Here is a 25,120-nt window from a genome sequence, read left to right on the forward strand (position 1 = left end):
GCTTTCCCCTTGCTGAGCCGGCTGCGTCAGATGACACCGTACGCCTAACTCGTCAGACACTGTCAGGTTCGACTGTACCTGCTAATCTCGGGACACCATGAGCGAGAAACATCCCGGCCTGCGGGAGCGCACCCGCCGCGCGGTGACGGCGGAGATCGCCGACTCGGCCAAGAGGCTCTTCGTCGAGCAGGGCTTCGACGCCACCACGATCGACGACATCGCCGAGGCCGTCGGCATGTCGCAGCGCAGCGTCTTCCGCTACTTCGCCACGAAGGAGGAGATCGTCCTCGGCAGGTTCGACCTGGTGGTGGACGACATGCTTGACGCGCTGCGACAGCGCCCGCCCGGCGAGGAGGTGTGGACCTCGCTGCGCCATGTCCTCGACGTGCTCGTCTCCGTCTCCGAGGCTCCCGGGCAGCGGGACCTGGTGGAGCCGGTGCACCGGCTGGTCTTCGAGACCCCCACGCTGCTCGCCGGCTACCTGCAGAAGCTCCAGCTCATGCAGGAGGCCGTCGTCGCCCTGCTGCTGGAGCGCGCCGAGGCGGCCGGCCGGCCCTACGACGCCGACGATCCGGCTCCCCGGGCACTGACGGCCGCCGCGTTCGGGTGCCTCGTCGCCGCACAGCACTCGCTGCTCGCTCCGGGAGCGAAGAGCACCTTCGCCGACGCCGTCGACCACGCTCTCGCGACCGTGGGCCCTCGCGTCTGAGCGGGTACGCGCGCGGCCTCCCGGCGTACGCACCCGGCCCCTCCGGGTTTCCCGCGCCCCCGACGGGTCACCCGGGCTGGGTCGCTCGTGGACGCCCGTCGCCGAGAGGAGCGCGCACGCATGTCCGAGAAGGTTGCCGACCACGTTCTGGCCCGGCTGCGGGAGTGGGGCGTCGAGCACGTCTTCGGGTATCCCGGTGACGGCATCAACGGGCTGCTGGCCGCCTGGGAGCGGGCCGGGGACCGGCCGCGGTTCGTGCAGGCGCGGCATGAGGAGATGTCCGCGTTCCAGGCCGTCGGCTACGCCAAGTTCTCCGGCACGGTCGGGGTGTGCACCGCGACGTCGGGGCCGGGCGCGATCCATCTGCTGAACGGGCTGTACGACGCCAAGCTGGACCATGTGCCGGTCGTGGCCGTCATCGGCCAGACGGCGCGGACCGCGATGGGCGGCTCGTACCAGCAGGAGGTGGACCTGCACAGCCTGTACAAGGACGTCGCCTCCGACTTCCTGGAGACCGTGAACGTCCCGGAGCAGCTGCCGAACGTGCTGGACCGCGCAATCCGCACCGCGTACGCCCGCCGCGCGCCCACCGCCGTGATCATCCCGGCCGACGTGCAGGAGCTGGACTACGAGGCACCCGGGCACGCGTTCAAGATGGTGCCGTCCAGTCTGGGCGTGAGCGGCTGGACGGCCGTGCCGTCGCAGGAGGCGCTGGAGCGGGCCGCCGAGGCGCTCAACTCCGGGCGGAAGGTGGCCATGCTGGTCGGGCAGGGCGCCGCCGGTGCCCGCGAGGAGGTGCGGCAGACGGCGGAGAAGCTGCGTGCCGGGGTGGCCAAGGCGCTGCTCGGGAAGGATGTGCTGCCGGACACGCTGCCGTACGTCACCGGCTCGATCGCCCTGTTGGGCACGCGGCCCTCGTACGAGCTGATGCGGGACTGCGACACGCTGCTCACGGTGGGATCGAACCTGCCGTACAGCCAGTTCCTGCCGGAGTACGGCCAGGCGCGGGCCGTCCAGATCGACATCGATCCGCACATGGCCGGGCTGCGCTACCCGTACGAGGTCAACCTGATCGGCGACGCGCAGGCCACCCTCCAGCGGCTGCTGCCGATGCTGCGGGCCAACGAGGAGGGCACGGAGTGGCAGCAGGCCGTCGAGTCGTCGGTGGACCGCTGGTGGGAGATGCTGTCGCGGCGCGCACGCGTGTCGGCGGACCCGGTCAATCCGGAGTACGTGGCGCACTGCCTCGATCCGCTGCTGCCCGAGGACGTGATCCTGATGGCGGACTCGGGTTCGGTCGCCAACTGGTACGCGCGCCACCTGCGGATGCGCGGCACCATGCGCGGGTCGCTGTCGGGCACGCTGGCGACGATGGGGCCGGGGGTGCCGTACGCGATCGGCGCGAAGTTCGCGCATCCGGACCGGCCGGTGATCGCGCTCGTCGGGGACGGCGCGATGCAGATGAACGGGCTGGCCGAGCTGGTCACCGCCGCCAAGTACCGGCACGAGTGGGACGATCCGCGGCTCGTCGTGGCCGTGTGGAACAACCGCGATCTGAACCAGGTCACTTGGGAGATGCGCGCGATGAGCGGCTCACCGCAGTTCGTGCCGTCGCAGTCGATCCCGGACGTGCCGTACGCGTCGTTCGCCGAGTCCGTCGGGCTGGCGGGCGTGCGGGTGGAGAAGCCCGACCAGGTGGAGGACGCGTGGCGGGAGGCGCTGGCCGCCGACCGGCCGGTGGTGCTGGACTTCGTCACGGACCCCTCGGTGCCGCCCATCCCCCCGCACGCCTCCTGGGAGCAGATGGAGTCCACGGCGAAGTCGATCCTCAAGGGCGACGTGGAGCGGGGCCCGGTCGTCCGGCAGGGGTTCAAGGCGAAGGTGCAGGAGTTCCTGCCGGGCCGGGGCGAGGGGCCGCACGAGGAGCACGGGCAGGACGAGCGCGGGTCCTGAGGAGACGATCCGCGCGGTGGGCGCGCGTAGACAGCACGTCGACGACCCGTGGACAGTCCGCAGACAGCCCGCGGACAGTTGGAATTTGAATCTGAAACCTTCTTGCGAAACGCCTAAACGTTCGGTCATATGCCAGCCAATTAGGCCGCGCTTTGCGTGAGATGACAGCTCCGCGTAATCAGAGGGACCGGTTCCGGTCAGGCTCACTGGTGAGTAAGGTGTGACCCACTGCGAGCGGAGCGCTGGTCACGTTCCGAATTCATTCTGCATATCGGAAGGGCGGCGGCGTCATCGGCACGTACGACGGCAGATTCGGCGATCCGGCATGACCGCCGGAGCTTTCGAAGGTCAGTACGTCTGGCATCCGTCAGCCGATGACCGTCGGCTCGCACGCGCGTGCGTGGACGTACGGGCGGGCCGGTACCTGAGCGCGGACGAGGCGCTGCGCACCACCCGCGACGACTTCGGGCTGCGCGCCCACCGCTCCCTCGTACTCGCCTCCGAGGCGGCCGACTCGGACCTCGCGGAACGCTGGCTCGCCGAGGCGCCGAGCCCCGAATCGACGCTGGTGTGGGCGCGGGTGGCGGTGCTGCGCGCGCTGCACGCCGCGGACACGCGCGACCGGCACGCGCGGGACCTGGGCCGGATAGCGCTCAGCGCCTGCCGGCGCGCGGCGGAGACCTCGCCCGCCGATCCCACGCCGCGCGTGGCGCAGTTGGCGCTGGCCCGGCTCACGCGGCCGCGCGACCCCGCGCCGCAGGGGCTGCTCACCTCGCCGCTCGGGCCGTGGACGCTGTTCTCGCACATCCTGCGCCTGGACCCGTGGCACCGCGAGGCCCACCACCGGTTCCTGGCCTTCTTCTTCGTACGGCACGGCGGTTCGGCGAAGGAGGCGTGGGACGTCGCCGCGTTCCTCGGCCAACGCGGGCCCGTCACCTCGCCGTTGCGGCTGCTGCCGCTGGTGGCGCTGGTCGAGGACAACGACCCGTCGTCGCCGCTGGCGGGCCGCACCTGGCAGCAGCCGCAGTGGAAGTCGACTGCCCTGAGCGTGTACGAGCACTGGCTGCCCGAGGTGCCCGAGTACCGCTTCACACCCGTGCTCGACCTGGCGTACCTGGCGCACGCGCTGGTCATGGCGCGGTGCGAGTTCGAGGCGCGGGCCGTGTTCCTGGCCATGGGCCCGTACGCCTCCCGGATGCCGTGGAGCCTGGCGGGCGACCCCGAGGAGGAGCTGAGCAAGGCGAGACGCCTGTGCGGGCTTCCGGTGCCCGATGGCAGGTGATCCGCCCGCCTGATCCCGTCGGGCGCCCCTTCCCCGCCCTCGTCCGGCCCCGCCCGCCCGGCCGAGCGGCCGGCCGACGCCGCGCTGTAGCCGTCCCCTTACTCACCTCCGAACCCCACGGACCGCACCCCCCGCGCCGTCGACCTCCCCACCTACCCCTTCCAGCACCAGCCCTACTGGCTGCACGCACGCACCGACGGGGACGTGGCCGCGTCCGGACTGTCCGCCGCAGGCCACCCGCTGCTCGGGGCGGCGACCGCGCTGCCCGACGGCGGCCACATGTTCGTCGGGCGCCTGTCGCGTCAGGCCCAGCCGTGGCTGGCCGACCACAGCGTGCTGGAGTCGGTGATCCTTCCGGGGAGCGCGTTCGTGGAGCTCGCCCTGCACGCCGGAGCCCGTACGGGCTCCGGCCACGTCGCCGAACTCACCGTCGAGGCACCGCTCGTACTCCCCAATGAGGGAGCGGTCCAGCTGCACGTGACGGTCGCGGCACCGCAGGAGGACAGCGACGACCGGCTCGTCACCATCCACTCGCGCCCGGCGGACGCGGAGGACGACGAGCCGTGGACACGGCACGCGTCGGGCACCCTCGCCGCCGAACCAGTGGACACGGCCGCCGACTTGGGCGACACACAGCCCCCGGCGGAAGCGGAAGCCATCCACACCGACGCGCTCTACCAGCGCCTCGAAGACCTCGGCCTGGTCTACGGCCCTCTCTTCCAGGGCCTGCGCCGCGCCTGGCGGCACGGCGACAACCTCTACGCCGAGGTCGAACTGCCGGAACAGGACGGCACCGCCCCCACCGGCTACGGCCTCCACCCGGCGCTACTCGACGCGACGCTGCACGCCCTCGCACTCGGTACGGGCGGTCGCGGCTCCGAGAGCGGAGAGGACGAGGCGACGCGGCTGCCGTTCTTCTGGGGAGGCGTCAGCCTGTACGCGAGCGGGGCGACCACCCTGCGGGCGCGACTGTCCCCGACGGGGACGGACGCCGTACGGCTCGCCCTCGCCGACGCGGCCGGGGCGCCGGTGGCCTCCGTGGACTCGCTGATGCTGCGTCCCGTCACCCCGGAGCAACTGGGATCGGGCGCGAACTCGCACCGGAACGCGTTGTTCCAGCTGGCGTGGGAGCCGTACGCGCTCCCGCAGACCGGCGTCTCTGACACCTCGGGGTGGATGGTGCTGGGAGAGGACGGCCACGGCTTCGCGCACCGTACGGACATCAATTCCGTGACAGACGCCCCGGAAGTGCTGCTCCTGCCGTGCCTCAACGAGCCGGATGACGCCCCGCACGAGGCCGCACACGCCGCAACCGAACACGTCCTGCGCACAGTGCAGGACTACCTCACCCACGACGAACTGGCCGACACCCGCCTGGTGATCCTCACCCAGGGCGCGGTCGCCACCAAGCCTGAAGAGGACGTACGAGACCTCGCGGCAGCCGCCGTATGGGGCCTGATCCGCACCGCCCAGAACGAGAACCCCGACCGACTGCTGCTCATCGACACAGACAGCACGGACGCCTCATGGGACGCGCTCCGCTCGGCTGTTGGTACCGGCGAGAACCAACTCGCCCTGCGGGACGGCACAGCCCACACACCCCGCCTCGTCCGCCCGGCTCACGAAAGCGGCGAAACCCCGGCCCTGAACCCGGACGGCACCGTACTGATCACCGGAGCCACCGGCACCCTCGGCACCCACCTCACCCGCCACCTGGTGGAGACCTACGGCGCCCGCCACCTCCTGCTGACCAGCCGCAGCGGACCCAACGCACCCGGCGCCACCGAACTACACGCCGAACTGAAGGCGTTGGGCGCCCACGTCACGATCACCGCCTGCGACACGGCAGACCGGGACGCGTTGGCCAGCCTCCTGGACACGGTCCCGGACGCACACCCCCTCACCGCCGTCTTCCACACCGCCGGCGTCCTCGACGACACCACCCTCACCAACCTCACCCCCGAACGCCTCCACCCCGTCCTCCGCCCCAAGATCGACGCCGCCTGGCACCTCCACACCCTCACCCAGGACAAGAACCTCACCGCCTTCGTCCTCTACTCCTCCATCGCAGGCACCCTCGGCAACCCCGGACAAGCCAACTACGCCGCCGCCAACACCTTCCTCGACGCCCTCGCCCACCACCGCCACACCCAACACCAACCCGCAACCTCACTCGCCTGGGGCCTCTGGACCGACAGCGCCATGGCCGAGGGCATCACCCGCACCGGCATCACCCCGCTCACCACCCCCCAGGGCCTCGCCCTCCTCGACACCGCGCTGGCCACAGACCACCCCACCCTCACCCTCGCCCAACTCGACACCACCACCCTCCGCGCCCAAGCCGCCGCAGGCCCGCTCCCCTCACCCCTCCGCGGCCTCATCCGCGGCACGGTCCGTGAAGCGGCCGCCACCACCGCCCCGTTGGCTCAGCGCCTGGCCGGGCGGAGCGAGGCGGAGCAGTACGAGATCGCCCTGGACGTGGTCCGTACGCAGATCTCCGCCGCGCTCAAGCTGGCCGCCACGGACCCGATCCACGTCGAACGGGGCCTGCTCGACATGGGCTTCGACTCGCTCACCGCGCTGGAGCTGCGCAACCGCCTCAACACCCTGACCGGGCTGCGCCTGCCGCCGACGCTCGTCTTCGACCACCCCACGCCCGCCGCCCTCGCACGGCTGATCCGGAACGAGTCGGCACCGCAGGACGGCGGCCACACCACCCCCGGCACAAACGGCACGAGCCCCGAGAGCGACAGCGAGGCCGAGATCCGGCGGATCGTCGCGTCCATCCCGCCGTACCGGCTGCGCGAGGCGGGCCTCATCGAGCTCTTGACGCGGCTCGCCGCGGAGGGCGACCCGGCCGCCGCCCCCGCCACGGCCGTACCCGGGCAGCCGGCGGCGGCCGAAGCGGAGGACCGCGCGTCCGCCCTACAGACAGCGGATGTCGACGCCCTCGTGCAGATGGCGCTCGCCAACGACGAATCCTGACGTGACTCGGAGCGGAGAACCCATGACAGACGCCTCCTCGGAAAAGGTCGTAGCGGCGCTGCGCGCCTCGCTGCTGGAGAACGACCGTCTGCGCAAGCAGAACCAGTTGCTCTCCGAATCAGCCCTGGAACCGGTCGCGATCGTGGCGATGAGCTGCCGGTTCCCGGGCGGCATCACGTCGCCCGAGGAGCTGTGGCGGCTGGTGTCCGAGGGCGATGACGCGATCGGCGAGTTCCCCGCGGGGCGCGGCTGGGACGTGGACGGGCTGTACGACCCGGACCCGGAGCGCACGGGCAAGAGCTACACGCGCCAGGGCGGGTTCCTCTACGACGCCGACCGGTTCGACGCGGACTTCTTCGGCATCAGCCCGCGCGAGGCCCTGACGATCGACCCGCAGCAGCGGCTGCCGCTGGAGCTGACCTGGGAGGCGTTCGAGCGCGCGGGTATCGCGCCCGCTTCGCTGCGCGGCAGCCGTACGGGGGTCTTCACCGGGATCATGTACGGCGACTACGCGGGACGCCTGTACGGGCGCGTGCCCGAGGACGTCGAGGGCTATCTCGGTACGGGCAGCGCGTACAGCGTCGCGTCCGGGCGCGTCGCGTACACCTTCGGGCTCGAAGGCCCGGCCGTCAGCATCGACACGGCGTGCTCGTCCTCGCTCGTCGCCCTGCACCAGGCGTGCCAGTCGCTGCGCAGCGGCGACTGCGACCTGGCGCTGGCCGGGGGCGTCACGGTGATGGCGACGCCGAGCCTGTTCGTGGAGTTCAGCCGCCAGCGGGGGCTGTCGCCGGACGGGCGGTGCAAGTCGTTCGCGGCGGCCGCCGACGGCGTGGGCTGGGGCGAGGGCGCCGGGATGCTGCTGGTCGAACGGCTCTCGGACGCGCGCCGCAACGGGCATCCGGTGCTGGCGGTCGTACGCGGCTCCGCCGTCAACCAGGACGGCACCAGCAGCCAGCTCACCGCCCCCAACGGCCCGTCGCAGCAGCGCGTCATCCGGCACGCGCTGCGTACGGCACGCCTCGCGCCGGCGGACGTGGACGTGGTGGAGGCGCACGGGACCGGTACGACGCTGGGTGACCCGATCGAGGCACAGGCGCTGCTGGCGACGTATGGGCAGGAGCGGGCGGCGGACCGGCCGCTGTGGCTCGGGTCGGTCAAGTCGAACATCGGGCACGCGCAGGCGGCGGCGGGGGTCGCGGGCGTCATCAAGATGGTCGAGGCGATGCGGCACGGTCAGTTGCCCCGGACGCTGCATGTGGACGAGCCGTCTCCGCATGTGGACTGGGACGCGGGTGCGGTCTCGCTCCTGACCGAGCCGGTGGCATGGCCGGAGACGGACCGGCCGCGGCGGGCGGCGGTGTCGTCGTTCGGGATCAGCGGCACGAACGCGCACGTGATCCTGGAGGCTGCCTCCTCAACGGAGGCTGTGGAGCCGCCGGTTGAGCCGGTGGACTCCCCCGTGCCGTGGGTGCTGTCGGGAAAGACGGAGCAGGCGCTACGTGACCAGGCCGCGCGTCTGCACGCACATGTGAGTGCCAACCCGGAACTGGGAGTGGCCGAGATCGGCCACGTGCTGGCGACGGGCCGTACACACTTCGAGCACCGGGCCGCGGTCATCGGCCAGGACCGCGAGACGTTCCTGACCGGGCTGCACGCTCTCGCCGATGACCAGGCCAATCCTCACCTGGTCGCTCCTGGGACTCCGGTGAACAGTACGGGCAAGACGGTGTTCGTCTTCCCCGGCCAGGGCTCGCAATGGCCAGGCATGGCACGCGAACTCCTGGCCTCCTCACCGGTATTCGCCCAGCACCTGCACGCCTGCGCCGACGCCCTCGCCCCGCACACCGACTGGTCACTCATCGACGTACTGACCCATCCGGAGGAACACACCGAGACCCTGGAACGGGTCGAAGTCATCCAGCCCGTCCTGTTCGCGGTGATGGTCTCCCTGGCGCGCCTCTGGCAGCACCACGGCATCCAACCGGATGCGGTGATTGGCCACTCGCAGGGGGAGATCGCCGCAGCCCACATCGCCGGAGCCCTCACGCTGGACGATGCCGCCAAGACGGTGGCGTTGCGCTCCCGCGCGCTGGTCGCCCTGGCCGGTACGGGAACCATGGCCTCGATTCCGCTGCCCGCAGCGGACGTTGACCTCACGGGCTGGGGCGAGCGGATCACCATCGCCGCCCACAACGGCCCGAGTTCGACGGTCATCGCCGGGGAAACCCAAGCCGTCACCGACTACGTGACCACCTGCCAGAACAACGGCATACGGGCCCGCACCATCCCCGTCGACTACGCCTCCCACTCCCCCCACGTCGAACCCATCCGCGAACAGATCCTGGCCGAACTCGCGGACCTCACCCCCACCACCAGCGACATCCCGTTCTACTCCACCGTCACCAGCACCCCGTACGACACCAGCGGACTGAACGCCGACTACTGGTACACCAACCTCCGCAGCACCGTCCGCTTCCACGACACCCTCACCACCCTCAACACCGACGGCCACCAGGTCTTCATCGAAACCAGCCCACACCCAGTCCTCACCACCGCCATCCAAGACACCCTCGAAGAACTCGACACCCAGGCCACCATCACCGGCACCCTCCGCCGCGACCAGCACTCCCCCACCCAATTCCTCACCGCACTCACCACCACCTGGACCCAGAACAGCAACACCACCCCCACCTGGCACACCCCCGACACCACCCCCGTCGAACTCCCCACCTACCCCTTCCAACGCGACCGCTACTGGCTCGATGTTCCCCTCGGTGCCGGGAACGTCGCCTCGGCCGGGCTGGACGACGCCGATCACCCGCTTCTCGGTGCCACCGCCGAACTCCCCGACGGCGGCCACCTCTTCACCGGACGGCTCGCCCTCGACACCCACCCCTGGCTCGCCGACCACGCCGTACTCGACACCGTCATCCTCCCCGGCACCGCCTTCGCCGAGCTCGCCCTCCACGCCGCCCACCACACCGGCTGTCGCGGCGTCGAGCAGCTCGCGTGGGATGACGAGCCGCTGGTCGTCCCCGAGCAGGGGGCCGTACAGCTGCGGGTGACCGTGGGGCCGGAGGACGAGGCGGGACGTCGCGGTATCGCGTTCCATGCCCGTACGCAGGGTGGCGACGACGCGCCCTGGTCGCGTTACGCCGCCGGGCAGTTGCGCTCATACGACGACGACGCCGCGTCCGACAGTGCCGCGTCCGATGCCGCCTCGTTCGACCGCATGGCCGCGTGGCCTCCGGCCGGCGCGAAGGCAGTTCACGCGGACGACGTGTACCAGGGGCTGCTCCAGGCCGGTTTCCACCACGGTCCCGTGTTCCAAGGGCTGCGTGCGGCGTGGGCGGACGGCGACGACATGTACGCGGAGGTCGATCTTCCGGAGGACGTGGACGCGGGCGGGTTCGCCGTTCATCCGGCGCTGCTGGAGGGTGCGTTGCACGCGGTGCTGGGGTCGGCGCGATTGCCGGGCTCGGTGGGCGGGGTCGTCCCGTACGCCGCTGCGGGTACGTCTCTCCAGCGGATACGCGTACGGGTGAGCCCGACCGGTCCTGGTCCGACCGGCGGCCCGGAGGCAGACGGTCCGGACGCCCTCACCGTGACGATCGCCGACGCGGTGGGCGCGCCCGTCGCCACCCTCCGCTCCCTCACCCTCCGGCCCTTCGCACCCGAACGGATACGGCGCGGGGTGGAGCGCCGCGACTCCCTCTTCCACCTGGAGTGGCCCCGTGCCACGCCGACGCCGGCGCCGTCCTCGAAGCCGCTCGGCACGGTCGCCGTACTCGGTCCGGATTCCGGCGACTGGGCCGGTGACTCCGCCGAGGCCATGCCAGCCATGCCCGCGTACCCGGATCTGGCCGCGCTGCGCGCCGCCCTGGACTCCGGTGCGGAGGTGCCGGAACACGTGCTGCTGCCGCACCGTACGGCGGGGGCAGACGGTGACGCCGCAGCGGACACCGCCGACGCCACGCACGCCGCCACCCGCCACCTCCTCCACGTGCTCCAGGAGTGGCTGACCGATGAACGGCTGGCCTCCGCCCGGCTGTCCGTCGTCACGCAGAACGCCGTGGCCGCGGGCGCAGACCTGGGCGCGGGCGGGGGCGACGTACGGGATCTGGCCGGTTCGGCGGCGTGGGGGCTGCTGCGTTCGGCGCAGTCGGAGCATCCCGCGCCGTTCCAGGTGATCGACCTGGACGGTGCGGAGTCCTCCCGTACGGCCCTGTCCGCCGCGTTGGCGTGTGACGAGCCGCAGGTCGCCGTACGGTCCGGGGTGCTGCTGGTGCCGCGGCTGACCCGTACACAGGCACCCGCCCCCGCCGCCGACCCCGCGCCCGTCGCCCCGTACGGCACCGTCCTCATCACCGGCGGTACCGGTCTGCTCGGCGGGCTGCTGGCCCGCCACCTCGTACGGCGGCACGGTGTACGGGACCTGCTGCTCACCAGCCGCAGCGGCCCGGACGCGCCCGGGGCGGAGGAGCTCCGCACCGAGCTGGAGGAGTCGGGCGCGCACGTCACGGTCACCGCCTGCGACGCCGCCGACCGTGACGCCCTCGCCCGCGTACTGGACGCCGTCCCGGACGACCGGCCCCTCACCGCCGTGGTGCACACCGCGGGCGTCCTGGACGACGCGACGCTGACCGCTCTCACGTCCGACCGGCTGAGCGGCGTGCTGCGCCCCAAGGTCGACGCGGCGTGGAATCTGCACGAGCTGACCCGGGATCTCGACCTGTCGGCGTTCGTCCTGTTCTCCTCCGCGACCGGCACACTCGGCACTCCCGGCCAGGCCAACTACGCCGCCGCGAACACCTTCCTCGACGCCCTCGCCCACCACCGCCGCGCGCACAACCGGCCCGGCGTCTCCCTCGCCTGGGGCCTTTGGGAGCAGGCCAGCGCGATGACCGGCGGCATGGACGAAGCCGACCAGGCACGGCTGTCCCGGGGCGGCATCGCCCCGATGACCGCCGCCGAAGGGCTGGCGCTGTTCGACGCGGCGCTCGGCGCCGACCGTGCCCTCGTCGTACCGGCCCGGCTCGACCTGGCCGCGCTGCACGCCCAGACCGACATCCGGCCGGTGCCGCCGATCCTGCGGAACGTCGTACGGGTCCCCGCCCGCCGTGCCGGGGCCGGTGCGGGGGCGGCCGGGCAGGCGCTGGCGCAGCGGCTCGCGGGGCTGCCGGCGGAGGAGCAGCAGGCGGTGCTGCTGGACCTCGTACGGCAGCAGATCGCCGCCGTGCTCGGGCACGCTTCGGCGGATGTGATCGATCCGGAGCGGGCGTTCAAGGACTTCGGGTTCGACTCGCTGACGGCGGTGGAGCTGCGCAACCGCCTCGGTACGGCGTGTGCCCTGCGGCTGCCCGCGACCGTCGCGTTCGACTACCCGACGCCGACGGCACTCGCCGCGCACCTGCGCGAGCGCGTCGCCCCGGCGCGGGACGGCGGCGCGGGCGGGCCCGTACTGGCCGAACTGGACGGCCTGGAGGCCGCGTTGCGGGGGCTGGCGCCGCAGGACGAGACGTACGCGAAGGTCACGGCACGGCTGCGGGCCCTCGTATGGAAGTTGGACGGCGCCCTCGAGGAACCGGCCGGAGCGGCCGACGACTCGGCGGAGGGCGATCTCGACGCAGTGACCGACGAAGAGCTCTTTGACGTGCTGGGCAAGGAGCTGGGGATTTCCGGAGTGGATGAGGTCCGATGAACGCTGTCTCAGGCGGGGGCGCCACCCCCACGAACGAAACCAAGCTCCGCGAGTTCCTCAAGCGGGCCACCGCCGACCTGCGGCAGGCGAACCGGCGGCTGCGGGAGGCCGAGGCGAAGGACCGCGAGCCGATCGCGATCGTCGGCATGGCCTGCCGGTTCCCCGGGGGTGCGACGTCGCCGGAACGGCTGTGGCGGCTGCTCCTGGACGGCGAGGACGCGATGTCGGACTTCCCGGCGGAGCGCGGCTGGGACGTGGAGGCGCTGTACGACCCCGATCCCGACCGTTCCGGGCACACGTATGTCCGCGAGGGCGCGTTCGTCCGCGACGCCGACGAGTTCGACGCGGAGTTCTTCGGCATCAGCCCGCGGGAGGCGCGGGCGATGGACCCGCAGCAGCGGCTGCTGCTGGAGGCGTCGTGGGAGGCGTTCGAGCGGGCGGGCATCGTCCCGGCCGCGCTGAAGGGGAGCGCCACGGGCGTCTTCACCGGCACCAACGGCCAGGACTACGCACGCGTGCTGATGGGCGAACTGGACGCCGCAGAGGGCTATCTCGTCACCGGTACGTCGGCGAGCGTCGCGTCCGGCCGTATCTCGTACACCTTCGGGCTGGAGGGCCCGGCCGTCAGCATCGACACGGCGTGCTCGTCTTCGCTGGTCGCCCTGCATCTGGCGGCGCGGGCGCTGCGCAACCGGGAGTGCGGCCTGGCGCTGGCCGGGGGCGTGACGGTGATGGCGACGCCGGGGATCTTCACGGAGTTCAGCAGGCAGCGGGGGCTGGCGGCGGACGGGCGCTGCAAGGCGTTCGCGGGCGCGGCCGACGGTACGGGGTGGGGCGAGGGCGTCGGGATGCTGCTCGTGGAGCGGCTCTCGGACGCGCGGCGCAACGGGCACACGGTGCTCGCCGTCGTACGGGGCTCGGCCGTCAACCAGGACGGGGCGTCGAACGGGCTCACCGCACCGAACGGGCCCTCGCAGCAGCGCGTCATCCAGCAGGCACTCGCCAACGCGCAGCTCACGGCGGGCGACGTGGACGCGGTGGAGGCGCACGGGACGGGTACGTCGCTGGGTGACCCGATCGAGGCCCAGGCGCTGCTGGCGACGTACGGGCAGGAGCGTCCGGAGGACCGGCCGCTGTGGCTCGGGTCGGTCAAGTCGAACATCGGGCACACGCAGGCAGCGGCGGGCGTGGCGGGCGTCATCAAGATGGTCGAGGCCCTGCGGCACGGCGTCCTGCCCAAGACCCTGCACGTGGACGAGCCGACGCCCCATGTGGACTGGGAGGCGGGCGCCGTACGGCTGCTGACCGAGCCGGTGGCATGGCCGGAGACGGACCGGCCGCGACGGGCGGGAGTCTCGTCGTTCGGCGTCAGCGGCACGAACGCGCACCTGATCCTGGAGGCCGCACCGGAGACGGAACCGGGGGCGGCTGACGCGTCCGGGGTGTCCGACGGCGACGGCGTGGCGCTCCCGTTGCCGCTGCCACTCCCGTTGCCGTTGCCGTGGGTGCTGTCGGGGCGTACGGAGCAGGCGCTACGGGACCAGGCCGCGCGGCTGCACGCACACGTGACCGCGCACCCGGAACTGGACCTGGCCGAGACCGGCCACGCCCTGGCCACCGCCCGCACCCACTTCACCCACCGCGCCGCCCTCACGGCGGCCGACGACCGCGATGCCCTGCTGACCGCCCTGCACGCTCTCCGCGAGGGCGGCACGGACCGGCACCTCGTCCAGGGCCAGGCGGACGCTTCCGGCACGGGGAAGCTGGCGTTCCTGTTCAGTGGGCAGGGCAGTCAGCGCGTGGGAATGGGCCGCCGGCTCCACGAGACCTTCCCCGCCTACGCCGACGCCTTCAACCAGGCCTGCACCCACCTCGACCCACACCTCGACCACCCACTCCACGACATCGTCTTCGCCGCCGAGGGCACCCCCGAAGCCGAACTCCTCCAGCAGACCCGCTACGCCCAACCCGCCCTCTTCGCCGTGGAAACCGCCCTCTTCCGCCTCATGGAGTCCTGGGGCATCCGCCCCGATGTGCTCCTCGGCCACTCGATCGGTGAGCTGGCCGCCGCGCATGTCGCCGGTGTGCTGTCGCTCGCGGACGCGTGCCGTCTGGTGGCTGCCCGAGGGCGGCTGATGCAGGCGCTGCCGCGCGGAGGGGGTGCCTCCCAGGCCGAAGGCTCTGGGGGAGCGATGGTGGCCGTGGAGGCCACCGAGGCGGAGGTGCTGCCGCTGCTGGAGGGCCGCGAGGCGGAACTGAGCCTCGCCGCGCTCAACGGGCCGCGTTCCACCGTCGTGTCCGGCCGGGAAGCGGCCGTGACCGAACTCGCCGCGCACTTCCGTACGGAGGGCCGCCGCACCCGGCGGCTGTCGGTCAGCCACGCCTTCCACTCGCCGCTGATGGACCCGATGCTCGAGGAGTTCCGTACCGTCGCCGCGAGCGTCGCCTACCACCCGCCGACCATCACCGTGATCTCCAACGTGACCGGTGAAGCAGCCACCGCCGAGCAGCTCACCTCGCCCGACTACTGGGTGCGGCACCTGCGGCACGCCGTACGGTTCGCCGACGGCGTCCGTACGCTCGCGGCACAGGGAGTCACCCGCTTCCTGGAGATCGGCCCCGACGGCACCCTCACCACACTCACCCAGGAGAACCTTCCGGACAGCGACCCGGTCGCCGTCCACACGCTCCACCCGGACCACCCCGAGCCCGAGACGGCCCTCGCCGCGCTCGCCACCCTGCACACCACCGGCCGGACCCCCGACCCCTGGCCGACGGACCACACGCCCCGCGCCATCGACCTCCCGACGTACGCCTTCCAGCACGAGTCCTACTGGCCCAACCCCGGCGCCGGTTCGGGTAACGCGGCCGACCTGGGCCTGGACCGTACCGACCACCCGATGCTCGGCGCCGCCGTGACCATCGCCGCCGACGGCGGACACCTGCTGGCAGGCAGGCTGTCCGCGCTCGGAACACCGTGGATCACCCAGCACACCGTGCACGGCACCCGCGTCCTCCCCGGCACGGCGTTCCTCGAACTCGCCCTCCACACGGCGGAACACACCGACAGCGGCCGTATCGAAACCCTCGAGCTCCACGCTCCCCTCCTCGTCCCGGAACGCGGCGCCGTCCAGCTCCAGGTCTTCGTCGGAACGGCGGACGAGGCGGGGAACCGGCCCCTGACCATCCACTCCCGCCCGGACGGCCAGGACCCCGACGCCGAGTGGACGCGGCACGCCTCCGCGGCCCTTACGCCGTCGCCCGGCCCGGACGCGACGTCCGTCCGGCCGGTGGACGCGGCGGAGTGGCCCGTACCGGATGCGGTGCCACTCGACGTCGACGCGCTCTACGAGCGGCTGGCCGACAGCGACCTCGCGTACGGCACGGCGTATGAGGGCCTGCACAGCGCCTGGCAGCACGGCGACACCGTCTACGCGGAAATCCGGCTCCCGGAGGCGTCCGGTCCCGATGCCGAGCGCTACGGCATCCACCCGGCCCTGTTCGACTCGGCCCACCACGCGCTCGCCCTCCTCTCCGGCGGGCCGGAGGAACGCCTTCCGCAACTGCCCGCGCGCTGGCAGGACGTCACCCTGTACGCGGCGGGCGCGACGGAACTCCGCGTACGCCTGGCGCCGTCGGAGGACGGCGAGGGGGCGACGCTGACCCTTGCGGACGACACCGGCCGGCCGGTCGCCACGATCGGGTCCGTCGAACGTCGCCCGGTCACGCCCGAACAGCTCAACTCCTCGGCTGCGACGCACCGGAACGCGTTGTTCCAGCTGGCGTGGGAGCCGTACGCGCTCCCGCAGACCGGCGCCGCTGACACCTCGGGGTGGATGGTGCTGGGAGAGGACGGCCACGGCTTCGCACACCATACGGACATCAATTCCGTGACAGACGCCCCGGAAGTGCTGCTCCTGCCCTGCCTCAACGAGCCGGATGACGCCCCACACGAGGCCGCACACGCCGCAACCGAACACGTCCTGCGCACAGTGCAGGACTACCTCACGGCGGAACAGCTCGCCGACACCCGCCTGGTGATCCTCACCCAGGGCGCGGTCGCCACCAAGCCCGAAGAGGACGTACGAGACCTCGCGGCAGCCGCCGTATGGGGCCTGATCCGCACCGCCCAGAACGAGAACCCCGACCGACTGCTGCTCATCGACACAGACAGCACCAACGCCTCATGGCACGCCCTCCGCACGGCTGTTGGTACCGGCGAGAACCAACTCGCCCTGCGGGACGGCACAGCCCACACACCCCGCCTCACCCGCCCGACTCACGAAAGCGGCGAAACCCCCGCCCTGGACCCGGACGGCACCGTACTGATCACCGGAGCCACCGGCACCCTCGGCACGCACCTCACCCGCCACCTCGTACGGGTACACGGCGCCCGCCACCTCCTGCTGACCAGCCGCAGCGGACCCAACGCACCCCGAGCCACCGAACTACACGCCGAACTGAAGGCGTTGGGCGCCCACGTCACGATCACCGCCTGCGACACCGCCGACCGCAACGCACTCGCCCAGGTACTCGACGCCATCCCGGACGCACACCCCCTCACCGCCGTCTTCCACACCGCCGGCATCACCGACGACGGCACCCTCACCTCCCTTACTCCCGAACGCCTGCACCCCGTCCTCCGCCCCAAGATCGACGCCGCCTGGCACCTCCACACCCTCACCCAACACCTCCCCCTCACCGCCTTCGTCCTCTACTCCTCCATCGCAGGCACCCTCGGCAACCCCGGACAAGCCAACTACGCCGCCGCCAACACCTTCCTCGACGCCCTCGCCCACCACCGCCACACACAACACCAACCCGCCACCTCACTCGCCTGGGGCCTCTGGACCGACACCAGCACCCTCACCGCCACCCTCGGCAACACCCCCCGTACCGGCATCACCCCCTTCGCCACCGACGACGCCCTCACCCTCCTCGACACCGCCCTCACCACCAACCACCCCACCCTCACCCTCACCCAACTCGACACCACCACCCTCCGCACCCAAGCCGCCGCAGGTCAGCTGCCGCCGCCCCTCCGCGGCCTCGTCCGTACACCCGCCGCCCGGCAGGCCTCCTCGGGCTCCGCCGCGCACGCGTCGCTCACGCAGCAGCTCGGGAGCCTTCCGGAGGCCGAGCAGCTCAAGCTCGTACTGGAGTTGGTGCACACCCAGGTGGCCGCTGTGCTGGGGCACGACCGGCCCGACCGGGTGGACATGGAGCGCGGTTTCCTCGACATGGGGTTCGACTCGCTCACCGCCGTCGAACTCCGCAACCGGCTGAACGCCGCGACCGGTCAGCGACTGCCCTCCACCCTCGTCTTCGACCACCCCACCCCCGCCGCGCTCGCCGACCATCTCTTCGCCGCGTTGAAGCCCGCGGAGGCGGCACTGTCGCGGCCCGTCCTGACCGAGCTCGACCGGGTGGAGTCCGAATTGGCGCTGGCGACTCCGGACGAGCGGGCCACGCTCTCCGTTCGCCTGCAGGACTTTCTCCTGAAATTGCACCAGGCACAGGAAGACGCGGGAGAGAACGCTTCCGTCGTCTCTCACCGGATCGAATCCGCCACGGACGATGAAGTATTCGACTTCATCGACAACGAGCTCGGAATTTCTTGAGTCGATGGGATCAGCCTCGTATGACGACGAATGAGAGCAAGCTCCGCGATTACCTCAAGCGGGTGACGGCCGAGCTGCACCAGACGCGGGAACGCCTTCTCGAGGTGGAGTCCGGCGATCCGGAGCCGATCGCGGTCGTCGCGATGAGCTGCCGCTATCCGGGCGGTGCGGGTTCTCCCGAGGAACTCTGGCGGTTGGTGGCGGAAGGCACCGACGCGATCGCGGAGTTTCCGGCGGACCGGGACTGGCCGGTGGAGGAGCTGTACGACCCGGATCCGGACCGGCCGGGCAAGGTGTACGTCCGGGAGGGCGGTTTCTTCGAGGGCGCGGACCATTTCGACGCCGGGTTCTTCGGCATCAGTCCGCGTGAGGCGCAGGCGATCGATCCGCAGCAGCGGCTGCTGCTGGAGGTGACCTGGGAGGCGCTGGAGCGGGCGGGCATCGAGCCGGGGACGCTGCGCGGCAGCAGCACCGGGGTGTTCACGGGGGTGATGTACGGGGACTACGGCGCGCGGCTGCTCCAGACGCCGGGGAGCCTCGAGGGCTACGTGGGCACGGGCAGCGCGTACAGCGTGGCGTCCGGCCGGGTGTCGTACACGTACGGCTTCGAGGGTCCGGCGGTCAGTGTCGACACGGCCTGTTCATCGTCGCTCGTCGCGCTGCATCTGGCGTGCCAGGCGCTGCGGAGCCAGGAGTGCGATCTGGCGCTGGCCGGTGGTGTGACGGTGATGGCGACGCCGGCGACGCTGATCGAGTTCAGCAGGCAGCGCGCGCTCTCCCCGGACGGGCGGTGCAAGGCGTTCGCGGGTGCCGCGGACGGCACCGCGCTGGGTGAGGGCGTGGGTGTGCTGCTGGTGGAGCGGCTGGCGGACGCGCGGCGTCTCGGTCACCCCGTCCTGGCTGTCGTACGTGGGAGCGCGGTCAACCAGGACGGGGCCAGCAGCCAGTTGACGGCGCCGAACGGGCCGTCGCAGCAGCGCGTCATCCGGCAGGCGCTGGCCAACGCACAGCTCACGGCACGCGATATCGATGCTGTGGAGGCGCACGGGACGGGCACGTCGCTGGGTGATCCGATCGAGGCGCAGGCGCTGCTGGCGACGTACGGACAGGACCGGCCCGCGGACCGGCCGCTCTGGCTCGGCTCGGTCAAGTCCAACATCGGGCACAGCCAGGCCGCCGCCGGGGTGGCGGGCGTCATCAAGATGGTCGAGGCCATGCGGCACGGCGAACTGCCCAGGACCCTGCACGTGGACGAGCCGACACCGCACGTCGACTGGGACGCGGGCGCCGTACGACTGCTGACCGACCCGCAGCCGTGGCCCGAGACGGACAGGCCCCGCCGTGCCGCCGTGTCCTCGTTCGGGATCAGCGGTACGAACGCGCACGTGATCCTCGAGGCCGCGCCCGCGCCGGAGGACGCACCGCGGGCCACGGACGACTCCGGTGATGCCGCCGGTGACGCCACCGGCGCCGGTTGCGCGGTGCCGTGGGTGCTGTCGGCCAAGACGGAGCGGGCGCTGCGCGCTCAGGCGACGCGGCTGCGGGAGCACGTGGAGGCGCGCCCGGAGGTGGACCTGGCGGGCGTCGGGTTCTCGCTGGCGACGACCCGTACGCACCACGAGCACCGTGCGGTGGTGTTCGGCGCGTCGCGTGCCGAACTGCTGGGCGGGCTGGACGCGTTGGCGGCCGGGCGGCCGGACCCGCACGTGGTGCAGGGGACGGCGACGCACGGGAAGACGGCGTACCTGTGCACGGGCCAGGGCAGCCAGCGCGCGGGGATGGGGGCCGAGCTGTACGGGACGTTCCCGGCGTTCGCGCGGGCGCTGGACGCGGTGTGCGAACGGCTCGATCCGCACCTCGAACACCCGCTGAAGGCCGTCATGTTCGCGGCGGAGGGCACGGACGAGGCGGCGCTGCTGGACCAGACGCTGTACACGCAGACGGCGCTGTTCGCGCTGGAGACCGCGCTGTACCGGCTGATCGAGACCTGGGGCATCACGCCCGACTACCTCACGGGCCACTCCATCGGCGAGCTGACCGCCGCGCATCTCGCCGGTGTCCTGGACCTGGGTGACGCGGCGACGCTCGTCGCGGCCCGTGCCCGGCTGATGCAGGACCTGCCCGCGCGGCAGGGCGGTATGGCGGCGGTGCAGGCGCCGGAGAGCGAGATACGTGCGGCGCTGCAGCGGCACGGCCTGGACGAGCGGGTGGGGATCGCAGCCGTCAACGGGCCGCGGTCCACGGTCGTTTCGGGTGACGCCGAGGCCGTGGAGCAGCTGGCGCGAGCGTACGCGGAGAGCGGCCACAAGACGCGGCGGCTCCAGGTCAGCCACGCGTTCCACTCGGCGCACATGGACCCGGTGCTGGGCAAGTTCGAGGATGCCGCGGCGGCGCTGGACTACCGACCTCCGCACATTCCGGTCGTGTCCAATCTGACGGGCGAGATCGCGACGACGGAGCAGCTGACCGATCCGCACTACTGGGCGCAGCAGATCCGCAACCCCGTCCGCTTCCACGACGCCGTACGCACCCTGGACCAGTCGGGCGTCACCAACTACGTGGAGATCGGCCCGGACGCCACGCTGACGGCGATGGTGCACGAGAGCCTGCCGGACGGCCCGGCAGGCCCGGACGCCGCGAACGGTTCGGACGCTACGGGCGACCCCGACGCCGCGGGCGGCCCGGCAGACACTCGCGACGGCGGCCTCCCCGGCCCCGGCCCCCGTACGCTGTGCACCCTCCGTCCCGGACACGGCGAGACGCACGCCGTGCTGACGGCGCTCGCCACCCTGCACACCACGCACTCGCCGCTGCACTGGCCCGCGCCCGGCACGCCGCACCGGCCGGACCCGACGCCGCTGCCGACGTACCCCTTCCAGCACGAGCCGTACTGGCTGCGCGCCCCGGCCATCTCCGCCAGCCCCGGCGACCTGGGGCAGCGTGCGACGGGCCACCCGCTGCTGGACGCCGCGGTGGAATTGCCCGACGGCGAGGGCCACGTCTTCACCGGGCGGCTGTCCCGCAGGGGCCATCCGTGGCTCGACGACCACACCATCTCCGGGGTGCCGGTGCTGCCGGGCACGGCGTATCTGGACCTGGCGCTGCGCGCGGCCGACGAGCTGGGCGGCGGCCGTATCGAGGAGTTGACGCACGACTCGCTGCTGTTCGTGCCCGAGCAGGGCGCGCTCCAGCTGCGGGTGTCGGTGAGCGGCGCGGACGAGGACGGGCGGCGGCCGTTCACGGTGCACTCGCGGCCGGAGGACGCGCTGCCCGGCGCGGGCTGGACGCGGCACGCGACTGGCGCGCTCGGCCCGGAGCAGGCCGCACCGGCGCCGGACGGCGAGCTGAGCGCCTGGCCGCCGGACGGCGCGGACGCGATCGACGTGGAGGACGTACGGGCGTACTTCGCGGGCGTCGGTGTCGGCTACGGACCGACGTTCCTGGGGCTGCGCGCGGCGTGGCGGCGCGGCGACGACATCTACGCGGAGGTCGCGCTGCCGGAGGGCACCGACCGCACCGGTTTCGGCCTGCATCCCGCGCTGCTGGACGCGGCGCTGCACCCGCTGGCGCTGAGCGGTCCGCTGGCGGACCGGGACGCGGGCGCGGTGCGGCTGCCGTTCGCCTGGGACGGGGTGGCGCTGCACGCGGTGGGCGCGGGTGAGCTGCGCGTACGGCTGTCGCCGACCGGCCCGGAGACGGTGGCGCTGACGGTCGCCGACGGTGCGGGCGGTGCCGTCGCGACGGTGGACTCGCTGACCGTGCGGTCGGTGCCGGCGGACCAGTTGGCGGCGACGTTCACGAACCACGAGGGGTCGCGGTTCCACCTCGGCTGGTCGCCGGTGCCTGCGGCGGCGCAGCCGGGCGCGGAGCCGCCGGCGGACCTGCCGGAGCTGTGGGACGCGCTGGACGCGGGCGGCCCGGTGCCGGGCACGGTGCTGATGTGGTGCGACGGGGCGGAGGACGCCGTTCCGTACGGCGGCTCGGTCCCGTACGAGGCGGGCGCCCCGTACGAAGCGGGCGCCCCGTACGAAGCGGGCGGGCAGCGCGCCGGGCTGCCTGCGGGCGGCGAGGACACCGCGGGCACCGCGGGCGGCGGGGCCGGTCTTGTGGCCGCCGCGCACGGCGCCGCGCAGCGGGCGCTGGCCATCGTGCAGTGGTTCCTCACCGACGAGCGGCTGGCGGACTCGCGGCTGGCGGTGGTGACGTACGGCGCGGTCGCCACGCACGGCGGCGAGGACGTACGCGACCCGGCGAACGCCCCGGTGTGGGGCCTGCTGCGCACCGCGCAACTGGAGGCGCCGGACCGGATCGTGCTGATCGACCTGGACGGAGAGGACGCCTCCCGTACGAGTCTCCCGCTGGCGCTGGCGACGGCCGCCGCGGGCGAGCCGCAACTGGCGGTGCGCTCGGGGCAGTTCCTCGCGCCGCGGCTGGCGCGGGCGGACGCCGTACCGCGGCTGGCACCGCCGGACGGCGGCGGCGGCGCGGACACGGCCGCGGGTGCCTGGCGGCTCGACGTCACCGAGCCCGGCACCCTCGAGAACCTCGTGCTGCGGCCCGCGCCCGAGGTGCACGAGCCGCTGGCCCCGGGCCAGGTACGGGTCGCGATGCGGGCCGCCGGGCTGAACTTCCGCGACGTCCTGATCGCCCTCGGCATGTACCCGGGCGCCGAGGTGATCGGCGGCGAGGGCGCGGGAACGGTCGTGGCCGTCGGTCCGGACGTGCCGGACCTGGCCGTCGGCGACCGCGTGATGGGCATGTTCAGCGGCGCGATGGGGCCGCTGGCCGTGACCGACCACCGGCTGCTGGCCCCGGTGCCCGAGGGCTGGTCGTTCACGCAGGCCGCCTCCGTGCCGGTGGTGTTCCTGACGGCGTACCTCGGGCTGGCCGACCTCGCCGGGCTGCGTGCGGGCAGGCGGCTGCTGGTGCATGCCGCCGCGGGCGGCGTCGGCACCGCCGCGGTGCAGCTGGCGCGGTACTGGGGCGCCGAGGTGTACGGCACGGCCGGCCCCGGCAAGCACGGCGTGCTGCGCGGGCGGGGCTTCACCGACGACCGGCTGGGCAACTCGCGCACCCTGGACTTCGAGGAGGAGTTCCGGGACGCCACCGGCGGCGAGGGCTTCGACGTCGTACTCAACTCACTCGCCCGCGAGTTCGTGGACGCCTCACTGCGGTTGATGCCGCGCGGCGGCCACTTCCTGGAGATGGGCAAGACGGACATCCGGGACGCGTCGGAGGTCGCCGGGCGCCATCCGGGCGTCGACTACCGCCCGTTCGACCTGGCCGAGGCAGGGCCGGACCGGATACGGGAGATGCTGGCGGAGCTGAGCGACCTCTTCGCACGCGGCGTGCTGGAGCCGCTTCCGACGACGGTGTGGGACATCCGGCAGGCGGACGAGGCGTTCCGTTTCCTCAGCCAGGGCCGCAACGTCGGCAAGGTCGTCCTGACCCTGCCCGTCGGTCTGGACGCGGACGGCACCGTGCTGATCACGGGTGGTACGGGCACCCTGGGCGGGCTGCTGGCGCGGCACCTCGTCGCGGAGCACGGCGTACGGCATCTGCTGCTCACGAGCCGCAGCGGACCGGAGGCGGCCGGGGCCGGCGAACTACACGCCGACCTCGAAGAGTTGGGCGCCCATGTCACGGTCACCGCCTGCGACACGGCCGACCGCGACGACCTCGTACGCCTCCTCGCCGGCGTCCCGGACGCGCATCCGCTCACCGCCGTCGTACACACGGCAGGAGTGCTGGACGACGCCACGCTCACCGCGCTGACGCCGCAGCAGCTCGACGCGGTGCTGCGGCCGAAGGCCGACGCCGCCTGGCATCTGCACAGCCTCACCCGCGATCTGGACCTGAGCGCGTTCGTGCTGTTCTCGTCGGTCGCGGGGACGCTTGGCAACCCGGGGCAGGCCAACTACGCGGCGGCCAACACGTTCCTGGACGCCCTCGCCCACCACCGGCGCCAACTGGGCCTGCCCGCGACGTCGCTGGCGTGGGGCCTGTGGGAGCAGGCCAGCGCGATGACGGGCATGCTGGAGACGGCCGACCTGAGCCGTATGGCGCGTACGGGCATCCGGGCGCTGCCCACGGACGCGGGGCTGGCGCTGTTCGACTCGGCGTGGAGCAGCGGCCGTCCGGTGGTCGTCGCGGCGCGGCTGGACGCGGCGGCGCTGCGGGCGCGGGCGGACTCGGCGGCGCTGCCGGCGCCGCTGCGCACCCTCGCCGGCGGCCCGTCGCGACGGGCCGCCGCCGCCCAGGGTCCGGGGCCCGGCGGCCAGGCTCCCGCGGAGTGGTGGGCGAAGCGGCTGGCGGGGATGGCGCGCGCCGAACAGGACGAGGCGCTGCTGCAGTTGGTACGCGCGGAGGTCGCCACCGTGCTCGGGCACCGGTCGCCGACGACGGTCGGAAGCGAGCAGAGCTTCAAGGAGACCGGCTTCGACTCGCTGACCTCCGTCGAGCTGCGGAACCGGCTGTGCGCGGCCGTCGGCCTCCGGCTGCCCACCACCCTCGTCTTCGACCAGCCGACGCCGGCGGCGCTGGCCACGTATCTGCGGGTCGAACTCGCCCCCGAGGAGGGGGCGGCGGCGCAGTCGCTGCTGACGGACCTGGAGAGGCTGGAAGCGGAGGCGCTGTCGCCGCGTACGGACGAGGAGTCGCGGTCACGTGTCACCGCGCGCCTCAAGGATTTCCTGTTCCGGCTCAACGAAGCAGCGGCGCCGCCCGAACCGGGCGACGGCGACGCCGCCGATCTCTCCGAAAAGATCGACTCGGCGACGGACAGCGAAATCTTCGACTTCATCGACAACGAACTCTGAGTCAGTGACCACCGGGACGGGTTGAGGAAATGGCCAACGCCAGCGCCAGCG

The 25,120-nt window shown here is 72.6% G+C and carries 7 protein-coding genes; all 7 read left to right on the forward strand.

Annotated features, from left to right (window positions below):
• Positions 1–97: 97 nt before the first annotated feature.
• The 7 genes from DVA86_RS26150 (at position 98) to DVA86_RS26180 (ending at position 25,069) form a co-directional block, all read left to right on the forward strand.
• A complete protein-coding gene (locus tag DVA86_RS26150) occupies positions 98–709 on the forward strand; it encodes a TetR family transcriptional regulator (RefSeq protein ID WP_208881925.1) in 612 nt (203 codons plus the stop codon).
• A gap of 120 nt (positions 710–829) precedes the next feature.
• Entirely contained in the window at positions 830–2,662 is a 1,833-nt protein-coding gene (locus DVA86_RS26155; RefSeq protein WP_208881926.1) for a thiamine pyrophosphate-requiring protein, read from the forward strand.
• A gap of 325 nt (positions 2,663–2,987) precedes the next feature.
• Positions 2,988–3,944, forward strand: a complete 957-nt coding sequence (locus DVA86_RS26160) for a hypothetical protein (RefSeq protein ID WP_208881928.1) — start codon at positions 2,988–2,990, stop codon at positions 3,942–3,944.
• A gap of 204 nt (positions 3,945–4,148) precedes the next feature.
• The gene (locus DVA86_RS26165) at positions 4,149–6,929 is read left to right on the forward strand and encodes a type I polyketide synthase (RefSeq protein WP_208881930.1); all 2,781 of its coding nucleotides are present in this window, start codon (positions 4,149–4,151) and stop codon (positions 6,927–6,929) included.
• Between the two features lie 22 nt (positions 6,930–6,951).
• Positions 6,952–12,630, forward strand: a complete 5,679-nt coding sequence (locus DVA86_RS35535) for a type I polyketide synthase (RefSeq protein WP_208881931.1) — start codon at positions 6,952–6,954, stop codon at positions 12,628–12,630.
• Positions 12,627–18,251, forward strand: coding sequence for a type I polyketide synthase (locus DVA86_RS26175; protein WP_208881933.1), 5,625 nt, complete (start codon positions 12,627–12,629; stop codon positions 18,249–18,251). The genes DVA86_RS35535 and DVA86_RS26175 overlap by 4 nt, the downstream gene beginning before the upstream one ends.
• Positions 18,252–18,313: 62 nt before the next feature.
• Positions 18,314–25,069, forward strand: a complete 6,756-nt coding sequence (locus tag DVA86_RS26180) for a type I polyketide synthase (protein ID WP_425471001.1) — start codon at positions 18,314–18,316, stop codon at positions 25,067–25,069.
• Positions 25,070–25,120: the final 51 nt, after the last annotated feature.

The sequence above is a fragment of the Streptomyces armeniacus genome, from assembly GCF_003355155.1.
Lineage (GTDB): Bacteria > Actinomycetota > Actinomycetes > Streptomycetales > Streptomycetaceae > Streptomyces > Streptomyces armeniacus.